This window comes from Fulvivirga sp. M361, assembly GCF_007097395.1.
Taxonomy (GTDB): domain Bacteria; phylum Bacteroidota; class Bacteroidia; order Cytophagales; family Cyclobacteriaceae; genus Fulvivirga.
Genome location: NZ_VKDC01000017.1, coordinates 75294 through 90008, shown reverse-complemented (window position 1 = coordinate 90008; position 14715 = coordinate 75294). Strand labels below are relative to the sequence as shown.

Sequence of the window (14715 nt, the reverse complement as noted above, 5' to 3'; positions counted from 1 at the left end):
TCATGAACCAGAAAATAAGAATAAAATTAAAATCTTACGACCATAACTTGGTTGATAAATCTTCTGAAAAAATTGTACGGGCTGTTAAGACTACCGGAGCAGTAGTTAGTGGACCTATTCCATTGCCTACAGTTAAGGAGAAATTTACAGTACTTAGATCTCCTCACGTTAATAAAAAATCGAGAGAACAATTTCAACTGTGTACTTACAAGAGACTTGTTGATATTTATTCGAATAGCACTAAAACAGTTGATGCTTTAATGAAGTTGGAGTTACCGAGTGGTGTGGACGTAGAGATTAAAGTATAAAGAACAACCCTGATAAAAATCATAAGCCTTTAGTTTTCTAAAGGCTTTTTTTTTGTGGTATATTCAAAACAAAACGCTTAATTTCATCAGGTTTAAGTTATACAGAACTAATGATCTGGGAGAAATGTCACCGGAAAATGGTTGGCCTCCAATTAAGCCGAAAACATTGAAAATATTATGGACCAACGACTTTATGAAGAGATACCTTCACTAGATTTGAATGATTTCACCAAAGGTAGTGAAGAGCAACGGACCAGGTTTGTGAAGGAATTGGGAGAAGCTTATAATAACATAGGCTTTGTGGCTGTGAAAAACCATTATCTCACTAATGAGTTAAGTCGCAATTTATATACTAGTATTGAAGAATTCTTTGCCTTACCGGAAGAGATCAAACAACGTTATGAAATCCCTGAACTTGCGGGCCAACGAGGGTACATCGGTAAGGGGAAAGAGCATGCCAAGGGGCGGTCTACGGGTGACCTGAAAGAATTCTTTCATATAGGCCAGGAAGTAACAGATGGTGACAGTATTAAGTATCAATATCCTGATAATGTATGGGTGGACGAAGTGCCGGAGTTAAAAGAGATTGGACTTGATGTTTACCGAAGGTTGGAACGTACTGGTATGGAAATGTTAAAGGCCATAGCACTATATCTTGAACTGGACGAAAATTATTTTGATGATAAAGTAAAGAACGGGAATAGCATACTTCGGCCAATACATTATTTCCCAATTGAGAATCCAGAAGAGATTCCAGATGATGCCGTAAGAGCAGCTGAGCATGGGGATATCAATCTCATTACCTTATTGATGGGAGCCAGTGCAGATGGATTGCAGGTGCTTCGCAGAGACGGTGAATGGATATCCATAACCGCCTTACCAGATCAATTGGTTATTAACGTAGGGGATATGCTTGAACGACTAACGAACAAGAAGTTGAAATCCACCATTCACCGAGTGATCAATCCTCCAAAGGAACTTATGAGGACCTCCAGGTTTTCGGTGCCTTTTTTTATGCACCCAAGATCGGAAATGGATTTGTCGTGTCTGCCTAACTGCATTGATGACCAAAATAATAAGCAATTCGATGACATTACGGCGGGTGAATTTTTGGATCAAAGATTAGCTGAGATTGGCCTGAAAAAATAATGTAAATAAGGCGTGTTCAAAAGAGTACGATATTACATTTTTCTTAGAGACATTTTTATTCTTTCTATTTCCGCTTTTGGAGGGCCTCAGGCGCACTTTGCGATGTTCGTAGATCTATTGGTCCAGAAGAGGGGATATCTGTCGGAAGAAGACCTTATTGAGCTAACGGCGCTTTGTCAAATACTTCCAGGCCCTACATCTACACAAACAATTACGGCGGTAGGGTTTAAAATAGGAGGCCCTAACCTTGCATATCTCACGTTGCTAATTTGGATGTTGCCTGCTGTTACGGCGATGACAGTAGCAGCAATAGTGATCAGTAACCTGCAGGAACGGGAGATTTCAATAGAGTTTACCAAGTACATTCAACCTATGGCAGTGGGTTTTGTAGGTTATGCAGCTTTACGGATAGGTCAAAAAGTAATTAAAACAAAGACGGCAGCAGCTATCATGGTTATGGCTGCCGTAGGTTCGTTTTTGCTAAGGTCACCGTACGCTTTTCCTATACTGCTTATTATTAGTGGAGGTATTACCGGCCTTAAATATAAAGCACAGCCAGTGGAAGAAAAAGACAGAATCAGGGTGCAGTGGTCAAACTTCATATTATGGATATCAGTTATTCTGGCAGCTGCTTTACTTGGGGCATTAACGCGTAATGAACCGGGTTTACTTCCGTTCAGGCTGTTTGAAAACTTTTATCGAAGCGGGTCGCTGATATTTGGTGGTGGGCAGGTGCTCATACCTTTTCTATATACTGAGTTTGTTGAATTTAAATATTACCTCAGCTCGGAAGAGTTCCTTTCCGGATATGCCTTGATGCAATCTCTGCCAGGTCCGGTGTTTTCATTTTGTGCATATATAGGATCGCTTTCAATGCGTAGTTTTGGTACAGGAGGGGAGATTATCGGTGCTTTTGCTGCTGCTTTTGGTATATTTCTGCCAGGTACTTTTCTGATCTTTTTTGTCATACGCTTCTGGGAGCAGTTGAAAAAATACCGGATAATAAAAGCTTCTTTGGAAGGCATCAATGCTGCCAGTACAGGTATGGTGATAGCGGCGGCACTGATCATGTTCATGCCCCTGGATAACTCGATTCAAAATTTGCTGATCGTTCTAGTTACATTTGGTATACTGACCTTCACAAAAATTCCTGCTCCCTTCATTATCTTGTCCGGTTTACTTGCAGGGTTTTTATGGTGACTGAGGGGCTTAATCAAATTAAAATGTTCTTCTCTTGGTGAGGAACGTGGCGTCACATCGTGGATAATTAATAAAATTATGGCAGTACTAATAGTGGAGCCTAGCCTGGTCGGATAAAAAGTCGATAGGTCAAACCGTTGCGGTTGCGTTCACCGTAAGTATTGCTGCTCTGTGGAAGAGCTGATAATAAATAAGAATCATCATTAACTAATGATTTAGTTAATGATGTAAAAATAAATCCCGGCTTGTCCGGGATTTTATTTTTTAACCTAACTTAAAAGTGATAGGTAATATAATTCTCTGTTTTACCGGCTTACCTCTTTGCTTTGGAGGACTCCACTTTGGCGCACCTTTAATTACTCTTACAGCTTCTTCATCACATCCTGCACCAATACCTTTTACAGCAGTTACATCTGTTAATGATCCGTCACGGTCTACAACAAATTGAACGTAAACCTTTCCTTCGATTCCCATACGCCTAGCTTGTGAAGGGTATTTCATTTTTTTGCCCACATAATCGTAGAAAGCCTGGTATCCACCAGGAGGCATTGCCGGATCTTCCACGATTTGGAATATTTCATCCGCTACTTCTTCTTCTGGCGCTTCTTCTACAATAATATCTTCAATTACTTCTTCTTCAGTAATTTCAACATCAAGATCTACCTCAATTTCCTCTTCTATTTCTTCCTCATCAGGTACCTCGATAATTTCAGGCTGCTGAATTTTTGGTGGTGGTGGCGGTGGTTGCTCAGTAGGTGGTATTTCCAGAAGATCTTCGAAGTCATCCGTGATCTGTCCAAGGTCCACTAATGAACCGTCATCATAATTCTTGTATTCGAAGGCGAACACAATGATAAGCATCGCAGAAAAGAGTCCAATATTAAAAAAAAGACCTCCTCGCTTGCCTAGATCGGCTTTCTCAGTTTTTTTTGATTCCATTTATCTGTTAGCTTGTTACGATTTATAAAATGTCGTATTATCAAATATACGAAAGTTCAAACAAAATTTTCATTGTTCAAAAAGCTTATTATGCAAATAAAACAATGTTACTCCAAAAAAAGATCCAATTATATTGGCAATCGCATCATATAACTCCATGCCCCGGTCAGGTATGAAGCTCTGAGCATACTCAATAGCAAATCCATATAAAACAACAATTACTAATCCTGATAGTGCATACTTGAGCCTATTACCTTTTAATGGATTAACCTTATACAATCCCATGATGATTAAATAGGACTGAACCATAAATATTCCTGCATGTCCAAGCTTATCGTAATCAAATAAGCCAATATCCGGAACGGCTTTACCGGGAGTAAGGGTGAGTATTAAAATCAAAAGTGCCCAGGCGACGGCACCTATTAAGTATCTGTTCACAGAAGGTTAGCTACCTATCAGTTCTTTGTATTGTTCCGGTGTAAGCAATTCATCCATATTAGCACCATCACTGATGGTTACCTTGATCATCCATCCCTTTTCATAAGGATCTTCATTCACTATTTCCGGAGATGATTCGAGTTCTGTATTAAATTCACTAACGGTACCAGTGATAGGCATAAGCAGATCGGAAACGGTTTTTACAGCTTCCACAGTACCAAAAACATCGCCTTGCTCTACCTCTTCACCTTCAGTTTCTATTTCTACATAAACGATATCTCCCAGTTCACCCTGGGCGAATTCTGTGATCCCTACAGTAGCTGTATTTCCTTCTATTTTAACCCATTCATGATCTTTTGTAAACTTCAGTGTTTCTGGTATATTCATGGTCTGTTTTTTGAAATCAAAAATACATTCTTTTTCGGAATGCAGAAATATTATTGGGCCAAACTAAACCTCACTTGCACCCCCAAACGAGTAGTGGCCCTTCTAAACGCCTGTGATGTTTTAGGTTCGTTAATATTACGTTCAAAATAAAATTGAAGGTTTAATTTTTCATTAAGCACGTAACTTACATTAGGCCGTAACTGTATATTTAAAGCGCCATTGGTGATCACATTGATTTCATCAATTCTACGTTGAATGGTTTTTGTATTTCTTATCGTGAAATTCATACGGAAGGTGAGGTCATTTTTTAGGGTTACAACACGTCCGCGTGATTTAAATGGTAGTTTGAAATTTGCTTTTGTGAAACCCAGTTCAGCTACTACATCATTGCTTTTTACTTCCGTAACCTGAGCATTATTAATGCTAAGGGCTATATCTCGCTTGGTTTTGTATTCCAGTTTCGCTGTTAATCTTTTTTTCGTTCTGATGCTGACGCCAAATAGTGGTGAAAATTGCTCGCTAATAATTACCTGGCTAATGTTATAAATGGGAATTATCTCTTCGCTGTCGTTTTCAAGGTTTGAAAAAACAGTGTTATTATAATCATCCAACCCATTACTCAGGTCCAGGTTGTCCGTATATTCTAAGTTACTATTGTAATTGGTGACCGAGTAACTGGATTGATAGGCATGAGTAATACTAATGGATTGGAACTGCTCTTGAAGTGCAGGGATCTTACCCAACCCTGCGTAGTCAATGCGCCAGTTGGGAATGGGAAATTTTGGAAATGGACTAAGGTTGACATCATTAGGATCTGTACCCGTATATGCGGCAATAAATGCCGGGATCAAGACATCCTGGGAATTGGTATCATATTTGGTATTTACCTCTCTGAATCGAGCCAGAATTTCCAACCTGTTTTCTTCGAAATCCTGGAATACAGGGGAATTATTGTCACCGTCATCAGCTTTGAAGGCTGTTTTTAAGGTGAAAAATGAAATATTGTAAGATCCGGAACGCACGGGACTTAATGATCTAAAGTCGTTGAAACCACCTAGAGTATCAAATTTAAATATTTCCTCAAATGTCGATGTCTTGGTTTTTTTTGAAGTTAACTGAATTTTAAAATCCTTAAACGGTTCAACATCAGCACGTATATTAATATCTTCTGTTTCTGTTTGTGTAAATGGAGTCGTGAGACCGGGATTTCGGGTAATTAATCCTTGTTCGGCTAACCGAGTCCGGATGGAGGGGTCCTGATCTCCAAGAATAAAGCCTATCCCAGGCTCATTAAAACCACTGTCCAAGCCAAACAAATATGGCCTGGGGGTAAAGCCGGTAATGGATGTACCTTCTCTCAATGTATAAGTGGCATTGACCGAGCGTACTGACATCAATAGTTTAAGAAAGCCGTTTAATGCTTTGCTCTCAGACTTTTTAGTTTGAGTAGTGTCGGCTGCCGACTGAGTATTTTGTCTTAAACTACTTCTTCGACTGCTTTTGGGCGGTGAATTTATCTTTTTCAGGAAGCCTACTTTATTGTAGAGTTTCACCAGATCTACTTTGCCACTTACGGTATTGTCCCTGCTGTTTTGAATGGTGTTACCGAAGTCACGTTCCGCCCTGGCAGTTGAATCTGAATAAAGAGGTCCAGCTGTCCATGCATAACTAGCCTGGTAACGATAGTCTGAGCTTAACCAATCAGTTATCGGAATTTTATCCAGTGGCAGTTGGTAGTTGGCGCTGAGGCTTTGATTGAAGTTTTTCATTCTACCCAAGCGTTTCAAGTTAGACCAGATAGAATCCTGATACTGTTTTTTACTTACAAAAATGGCTGTGTCCGTTCTCTCCTGATTTAACCCTCCAAAGGGACTACTGTTAGGTTCATCAATAATGGCTTCGGCTCGTGCTGTATAATCAATGGAAAGGCTTTTGGTAAGGTCCCAGCGCACGTTATAATTACGGTCAAATGTGAAGAATTTCTCAAAATTCTCCAGATTCCCGCTATTTGTATTTCTGTATAGGCGCTGTACTAACTGTCGGTTAAGGTCCCATCTTACCGATATATTGCTAGGGATAGGATTAAAATTAAAATCCTTTATCAGTTTCAGGTATTTGCCATCCAGGAATTTAACGTTCTTGAATGGTTCAACGGGTTCATTTGTAGGGCTATAGTTATAAGCTATGGAACCGTTCTGATTTTCCCTTAAAAAACGTTGCAGGTTGAAGTTGGTTTGTACCAGTTCACTGTAGGAATAGGAAAAGCTTAGGTTTTCAAAATCGTATATGTGCTTTTTTGCATCTTCCTTTACTTTTACTTTCCTGACGTTTATAAAATTGATACTCCGTCGGGTTTCAGTGTCCGTCACTATTTTTTCATATTCATCTCTTTCATCTTCACCTCTCGAAAGTAATGCAGCCTCGAGTGTTATATCCGGATTAGCCGGATCGAATTGTGGTTTGATGGTTGTTTTTTGATAACTCACGAACATAGGTACTTTTAGTCCCAGCTTTTCCGGAAGTAGTTTGTCGAGGGTTATATTCGCTGAAATGTCATAAGCTGTAGTTTCTTCCCGCGTTCGTTCTGCTATCCTTGACTGGATACCTCCAAATCCGAAGGTAGTATGGCGTACATTAGCCGTAACATTAGCAAAATCAGCCAGTTTGGTATTTAGCGTAGCATTTGCCGCCCACCCTTTGGTGTCATCAAAATCGGTAACTCTTAGTTCATTTGCCCAAACACAGGCTGTTTGTGCAAGGCCATCCCTTGATTTGGGGTTACGCACACCTATCGTCAGCCAGTCGACAGCACTCATATCAGGATTACCTCTTACTCTGATACGATGCCTGCCCACTATTTTGGCACTGTCTCTTGGAAATACTTGCCTTTTGGATAGATTGAGCCGATCCCTTTCGGACTTCAATGCATACAATTCATTAATATCCAGGTCTATTTCATTTTCTTCCGGCCATATTTCTGTGGGTAATTCTGATCCTAATGGTGTGATCTGAAGCGGTACCTCTATTTCATAATAGTTTGAATCTACATCCGTACCTAATCGTAAAAAAGCGCTTATCTCACCATCTTCTGCTTCACTGTCGGCATGTAGAAACATTTTTATCCGTCCGTAGTTGATAAGGTCCAGGCTTACGGGCTTAACCACTGCTCTTGATTCTCCGTCGTTGATGTCTTCCACACAAACTTGTATTGATTGTTCATTTAATCTTCTTTCCACTGCCGATGTGTTATCCCTATCTCGATCGAACCCTGGAGGAAGAACATAAGGTGATTGAGTAGCTGTACCTGCTGCATTTTCCTCGATGTTTACTACCGATACTGTAAAATCATCAGGGATTCCATCTTGATCACCTCCGTCGGCAAAATTCGCTTCTTCAAAGCGATTATTAGATCGTCGCCACCGGCTGGATATAAAACGGAAATTAGCCATACGGAGTACTACAGGCTCTTCAAAATCTGTTAAGTACATTCTTAAATATCGAATCGATTTAAAGTCGGAAATGTTTCCAAAATCATCATCAGGCTGTCGGATGGGTACTCTAAACAAATACCAGGTGACATCTTCTCCTGTACGTGTTTCTGTAACCTGGTCAACAACATATTTATTATCAGACAACTGGCCTGGGTCCAAGTCGAGTTTGTATTCATAATACTCTTCCAGACTACTTAGTGTATTATCATCATTCAAGTCCTCATTATCAGGGAGAGTACTACCTGAAGGGGTGAACAATGAGTTAGCACTGGTAACAACCGGTGAGTTATTTTCAAGTCCGTTGAAATTTTTATAACGCTCTAGTATACCCGCATCTGATTGATCGAATTCATCTCCAAGAAAATAGGTGAAATCGTCAGCAGAAGGGTCTTGAAACCCACTATTAAAAAAGTCTCTTTCCGCATCACTATCTAGTCCATCCAGCCCTACATCCTGATTGGCACGTGATGATGTAGAATTGTCAAAGGCATTGGTAAGAAAAGGTTGCTGAGTAACAAACCCCCAAGGTGTACTTGCGACAGCTTCCGGGTTACTGGCTATGCCATTTGGAGGGAGTCCATTTTCAAAACCATGTTGATTATCAGGGATAACATCTTCAGAAATACTTCCCAGGTTGAAATACAGGTCGCCTCCCGTGGTGTTGCCCTTATTGTTTCCACGTCCATCATCAATCACTCCATTAGAACTGGTTAAACGTCCGCCCAGGAAGGGGTCCATTAACCAAAACTCAATGTACTCCACGTTGGCTTTGTCAAAATCCACTTCTGAACGTATAGCATGTGTTACCCCTCCCCAGTTTCGCTTAGGGTCATTCGTCAATAGCTCTCCATCCGTTGAGGTTTGAGGATTGTAATTATAAGGGCCTCGCTCCTCCGGGTAATAGGCTAAATCGAATATTTGTTGAAAGTTAATGATGTTCGGATCTAACCCGGGAAATATTTCCTGTGGCGTTACCGATCGTACGTAGTGATTTAACAAGTCTTCTTCAGAAATTCCTGAAGGCGTTCTTCGGTCATTACGATAAAATAAATTGTCAATCTGATACCAGGCTAATTTAGCTCTGAAATAGTTTTGACCCAGATCGGCATCACCACGTTCATGGAGTTCGGGCCTGAATTCGGCGTTTGGAGTTGCAGCCAGTTTCCAGGTATTAGGATTATTCAGGGAAAAGGGTGTGGCGGTGTTTTCGAAATCATCGATATAAGAAGTACCCTCTCCATCTATGATATTGGTGGTTCCAGGGATCAGTTGAGCAAACTCAGCATTGAAAGTAACGCTGGAAGGTTCCTTGGTTTGTAAGATCGGTAGCTTATCCAACATCTTTGTGATAAAACGTGATTCTTTCTGGACGTTGATATCAAAGCCATATTTTGTGTTTCGGGTAGGTTCGTTGCCTATACTTATCCGGGATATAAGTGGTCGTTCATTTAATTGTAAAATGGTTGCGCCCAGGTTGATATCATCATTCACTTTGTAATCAAACCGTGCACCGAATAGTGACCTGGATTGAAAGTTAAACAGGTCAGCCTTTTCATAAGAGATGGATATTTTCTTACCGGAATTTAGTACGCCTTCATTAATGATATTTACTTTGCCGAAGGTGTAATCCACCTGGAAGTCAGTCCCTTCCACTAATGGCGATCCGCCGGCAAATACCCTTACCGAGCCTTCCGCAATGTTAAATCCTGGAATAACAATTTCATTGGAAGAACCGGATTGAAAAATACCTTGAAGCAGGAACTTGTTCTTACTGGAAACTAATTGTGCATCAATTTGAGTGTTATCGTAAAGTTCATTATAGGCATACTTTGCTATTAAATCATCTTCTCTCGGGTCATTTCGAAACGCTTCTCTTAACGCCGCATCGAAAGGCTCAAGGAAAGGGAAAATCACTGTTCCTGTTTCGGTGTCGATAGTAATATCTTCTACAAAATCGAAATTCCCGTCGCGTTGCGGGTCATTGTTAGGATTAAGCTTATCCAAGCCTAAGACTTCAATTAATGGGGTGGTACTGGTTATCTGACCTTCTTGAAGTTGCGGATTATCTATTCCTGTATTATCGTCCCGGTAAATGACACGAAGTTGAAATCCTTCCGGGTTGACGTTACTTGCGTTAAGCGAGTAGATATTTTTCATCATTAGATCCCAGGTAGGTACTCTCTGGGGTTCGGGTTCAGAATCTGTGTTAGCCTCAATACTTATTTTGCGAGGCCTGAGTAACTTTAAGAATACCACTTTATTTTCATCCAGGTTGGTATAATCACGTGAGAGTTCCCCTACGGTATAAGGGCGGCCGTTTGAACTATACTGATAGGAAACTGCCAGGGCTTCATCATTCTGTAGTTTTCTAAAGAGGCTAATATATCCCAAACGGGAATTGATTGTATATTCATTAAAATCCAATTTTCTGGCGCTGGTAATTTTTTCGAAGTCTAACCCTTCATCCAGCCCCAGGCCTTCAAGAATACCATTGATCTCATTGGAATTCCGTCCGTTTTCATTCTGGCCAGGTAAAGCTGCAAAAAGTTCATTGGCATCGTTACGGTTTACAGGGTTAGGGTCACTTCCGGAAGGGAGAAATTGCGTATTCCTGAAAACATTCTCAGTATTAGGTTCTCCCAGGTCCATGAGACCTACTACATCGCGCAACGTTTCGGTATCATTATTTCTATTTACCACATAAACTTCTACATTACTTACAATGATTCCTGAACTTATTAAGGGAACCCCTTCTAACCATCTTTCATAATTATCACGGAAATAATGTCCCAGAAAGAAATGCCTGTTTTCGTCATAATTAGAGGCAAGGATCTCAAACTCACGTCCCTGTGCGCCTCCACCTTCAATTTCTATCGTTTCTGACTTACCTCTTTGCGTAGAAGCCACGGCTGTGACAAACAGGTCACCAAACTGTAATTGCGCCTTTACCCCGAATAGATTTTGTGCTCCGGTGATCAAACTATTATTAAGGGGTAGACTGACATTTCCTATTTCCAGCTTTTGAAGAATGTCTTCTTCAAATCCTGTATATTCCACTTTTAGATTGTTTTCAAAATCAAAGGAGTTATTATTGTCGAAATTGGCCGTTACCTGCAGTTTTTCGCCGATCTTACCAGTCACATTCATACTAATTTGCTGGTCGAATTCAAACCCGCCGTTTCGCTGCTGACGTATAGGGATATTTGGGTTGTTTACACGTTGCCACCTACCACCAAAGTCCAGTGTTACGAAACCCCTTGGGATAATTTCTACATAGGTACCGCCAAAGATGCGATCGAAAATGGGACTGACATAGATTGGTGGGATAAGGTTTCTCCCACTTACTGCACTTTCTCCATCCAGCCCGGCGCTGCGGTTTTTCCAGTAGTCTTTTAGCATTTCGCGTTCCTGATATTGCTTAAACTCTTCAAAGGACATAGAAGAAGTGGGGCGATAGTTCAGGTCTCCTATTTTTTCATAGATAGTATAGTTTAAACTAGTATCTATCTCTGCTTCCAGTTTGAGACTAGCGGGATCCTGTAATTGTAATGGAGAATTACTGGACATGTTACTAAAGGGATCTCCAAACCTGTCTTCAGGCTTATAGGTAGGCCTCCTGGAAGGTTCATATGGTCTTTCAGTGGTATCTTGTTCCGTTGTGTCGGAAAGAGCCAGTAGTAAGGTAGATGAATTCACTTCATCCAATATACCTTTTGGACTTACCGAAAAAGCTAACCCAAGACAACAAGTGAAAGCAAAAAGAAAGGCCGATAAAGAACTATTGAATTTATCGAATATCAAAACTTAAAATATTATCAGGCGTTTTTTAATGCGAGCTTGATTAATTCCTCCAATGTAATTGTATTTCCCGAATTTTTCAGGACGGCATCAATACTTTTTTCAGCTGTGCTTTTGCTGATTCCTAATGTAATTAAAGCGGATAACGCTTCCGATCGGACAGTATTGTGTTGGGATGGTACGAAATCTTTTTGAATACCTTCTTTTTTGATTTTATCCTTTAATTCCAGGATGATCCGTTGGGCAGTTTTTGCCCCAACACCCTTTACACCCTGGATGGTCTTTACATTTTCATCAGCAATGGCCTGCTTCAATTCGTCTGATGATAAAGACGATTGTATCATTAGTCCTGTGCTTGGCCCTACACCTGATATAGAAAGTAACAGTAGGAACATCTTTTTCTCTGCTTCATTGGTAAAACCATATAAGGTATGAGAATCTTCTTTGACATGTAAGTAGGTATGTATTAATGTGTTTTCCTTGTCTTTTAAATCACTGTAGGTGGCTAGTGAAATGTTCACAAAGTATCCAATACCATTTACATCGATTAAGATATGTGTTGGGTCTTTGGTAACTAGTTTACCTTTTAAGTATGCTATCATTCTTCTTTCTCTTCTACTTCTTGCGCATCAACCACAGCTATAGCAGCCATATTTATTATATCCCTTACTGAACTACCGAGTTGTAGGATGTGTACAGGTTTTTTCATCCCTAATAATACAGGGCCTATAGCTTCTGCTCCTCCTATTTCCATGAGGAGTTTATAAGCAATATTTCCTGAGGCCAGGTCTGGAAATATAAGGGTATTAGCGCCTTCTTCAGCCAGTTCGCTGAATGGGTAATTTTCCTTTTGGATCTTAGTGTTTAGTGCTACGTTGGCCTGTATATCTCCATCAATCTTTAACTCAGGATATTTCTGTTTTACTAACCTGACGGCTTCCTGTGTCTTACTGGGAACATATCCGGAAGTAGAACCGAAGTTGGAGTAGGATAATACTGCTATCCTGGGCTCCATGTCGAAAAACCGTACGCCTCTTGATGTCATGGCTATGATCTCTACCAGTTCTTCAGGGCTTGGGTCTACGTTTACTGTGGTGTCTGAGAAAAAGAACGTGCCTTTTTTGTTGGTAATGATGTACATTCCGGCTACTTTCTTCATTTCCTCTTCCGTACCTATAACTCGTAGTGCCGGGAGAATGGTTTTCGGATAGTCCTTAGATAATCCTGATATAAAGGCATCAGCTTCACCTTTTTCAACCATCATACAACCGAAATAATTTCGGTCGCGCATAAGCTTAACCGCTTCATACAATGAGAGTCCTTTGCGTTTTCTTTTTTCGTATAAAGTTTCTGCGTATCGGTGTATCCGGTCATTTTCGTCATAACTGTCAATGATTTGACAGTCGGGAAGTTCCAGATTGTGTTCTTCTATCAGCGACTGTATGACATCTTTTCTTCCCAGCAGGATAGGTTTACCTATTTTCTCATCCTGGATGACCTGTGCAGCTTTTAGGATTTTTAACTCATGTGCTTCTGCCAGTACAATACGTTTCGGATTTTTCTTGGCCCTGTTAATAACCCGGGTCATAAGTCTTTCATCTATCCCGATCCTCTTTTGCAGGTCAATATGATATTGATCCCAGTTGTTTATATTGAGTCCGGCAACACCTGATTCAATTGCTGCTTTGGCAACGGCAGGGGATATTGTAGTGATCAATCGTGGATCAAGAGGTTTGGGGATAAGGTAATCCGCTCCAAACTGAATTTTACTATTACCATAGGCTTTGTTCACCATTTCAGGAACTGCTTCTTTGGCTAAGTTTGCAATAGCCTTGACAGCTGCCAGTTTCATCTCCTCATTTATGGTGGTTGCCCTTACATCAAGTGCTCCTCTGAAGATATAAGGAAAACCCAACACATTGTTCACCTGATTAGGATGATCAGACCTTCCGGTAGCCATAATAATATCTTTCCTGGTGCCCATAGCTACGTCATAGGCTATTTCAGGGTTGGGATTAGCCAGTGCGAAAACAACTGGATTTTCAGCCATGGCCATCAGGTCATCAGGAGTCATTATATCCTCTATGGAAAGACCAAGAAAGAAATCGGCTCCTTTTATGGCATCAGATAAAGTGTTCAAATCTTTATCTGTAGCGAATTCCGCTTTACTCGCATCCAGACTCTCACGGTCTTTGCGAATGACACCTTTACTGTCACACATGACAATATTTTCTTTACGGGCTCCAAGAGTGCAATATATTTTGGTGCAACTGATGGCTGCTGCCCCTGCGCCGTTTACCACTATAGAAATTTCATCTATTTTCTTGCCGATCAATTCCAGTGCGTTCAGTAGTGCTGCACCAGATATGATGGCTGTTCCGTGCTGGTCATCGTGCATGACCGGGATATTCATTTTTTCCCTGAGTTCATTTTCTATTTGAAAACTCTCAGGAGCTTTGATATCTTCCAGATTAATGCCTCCGAAAGTAGGTTCTAACGACTGAACAATTGAAATGAATTTGTCCGGGTCTTCTTCGTTGATCTCAATATCAAACACGTCTATGCCCGCAAATTTTTTAAATAATACCCCTTTACCCTCCATTACTGGTTTGGAAGCATCAGGACCGATGTTCCCCAGGCCTAACACTGCTGTGCCATTGGATATAACACCTACCAGGTTTCCTTTAGAAGTGTATTTATAAACATCATCTTTATTGGAAGCTATTTCCATGCATGGTTCAGCCACACCTGGAGAATAAGCTAAGGCAAGATCTATCTGAGAACCCAGAGATTTAGTAGGGACCACCTCGATCTTACCCGGTTGTCCTTGCTGATGATAATTTAATGCGTCTTGCTTACGTATCTTAATAGCCATAGTATGCTTCGAAATTCAATTGGCTAAAATAAGAAAAGGTGAGGAGTTATTAGTTTAAACTCATAAGTTCCGTCCCTAATTTTGACGTACCGATAAGACAGCGGGTGAAAGTATGCAATATACTTTCACC

The 14715-nt window shown here is 40.6% G+C and carries 9 protein-coding genes; 3 read left to right on the top strand and 6 right to left on the bottom strand.

The window, feature by feature from the left end; all coding sequences use genetic code 11:
- Positions 1–2: 2 nt before the first annotated feature.
- The 3 genes from rpsJ to chrA all read left to right on the top strand — a co-directional run bounded on the left by rpsJ (position 3) and on the right by chrA (position 2657).
- Complete coding sequence (gene rpsJ / locus FNH22_RS18275) at positions 3–308, top strand: 30S ribosomal protein S10 (RefSeq protein ID WP_143399871.1); 306 nt, start codon at positions 3–5, stop codon at positions 306–308.
- 177 nt (positions 309–485) lie between these two features.
- Positions 486–1457 carry an isopenicillin N synthase family oxygenase gene (locus FNH22_RS18270; RefSeq protein ID WP_143399870.1) on the top strand — a complete coding sequence of 324 codons (972 nt, stop codon included), beginning with the start codon at positions 486–488 and terminating at the stop codon, positions 1455–1457.
- Between the two features lie 12 nt (positions 1458–1469).
- Positions 1470–2657 carry a chromate efflux transporter gene (gene chrA, locus FNH22_RS18265; protein WP_143399869.1) on the top strand — a complete coding sequence of 396 codons (1188 nt, stop codon included), beginning with the start codon at positions 1470–1472 and terminating at the stop codon, positions 2655–2657.
- Between the two features lie 264 nt (positions 2658–2921).
- Here the strand turns inward: chrA and FNH22_RS18260 are convergent, their stop codons facing one another.
- From FNH22_RS18260 to FNH22_RS18235, 6 genes are all read right to left on the bottom strand, one after another.
- A complete protein-coding gene (locus FNH22_RS18260; RefSeq protein WP_143399868.1) occupies positions 2922–3596 on the bottom strand; it encodes an energy transducer TonB in 675 nt (224 codons plus the stop codon).
- Between the two features lie 69 nt (positions 3597–3665).
- Entirely contained in the window at positions 3666–4034 is a 369-nt protein-coding gene (locus tag FNH22_RS18255; protein WP_143399867.1) for a VanZ family protein, read from the bottom strand.
- Between the two features lie 6 nt (positions 4035–4040).
- Positions 4041–4421, bottom strand: a complete 381-nt coding sequence (gcvH, locus tag FNH22_RS18250; RefSeq protein WP_143399866.1) for a glycine cleavage system protein GcvH — start codon at positions 4419–4421, stop codon at positions 4041–4043.
- Between the two features lie 50 nt (positions 4422–4471).
- On the bottom strand, positions 4472–11713 hold the full coding sequence (gene sprA / locus FNH22_RS18245) for a cell surface protein SprA (RefSeq protein WP_255518092.1): 7242 nt from the start codon (positions 11711–11713) through the stop codon (positions 4472–4474).
- A 14-nt stretch (positions 11714–11727) separates the two neighbouring features.
- A complete protein-coding gene (gene ruvA / locus FNH22_RS18240; protein ID WP_143399865.1) occupies positions 11728–12312 on the bottom strand; it encodes a Holliday junction branch migration protein RuvA in 585 nt (194 codons plus the stop codon).
- Positions 12309–14585: an NADP-dependent malic enzyme gene (locus tag FNH22_RS18235; RefSeq protein WP_185154284.1), complete on the bottom strand. Its 2277-nt coding sequence runs from the start codon at positions 14583–14585 to the stop codon at positions 12309–12311. The genes ruvA and FNH22_RS18235 overlap by 4 nt, the downstream gene beginning before the upstream one ends.
- Between the last annotated feature and the right edge of the window lie 130 nt (positions 14586–14715).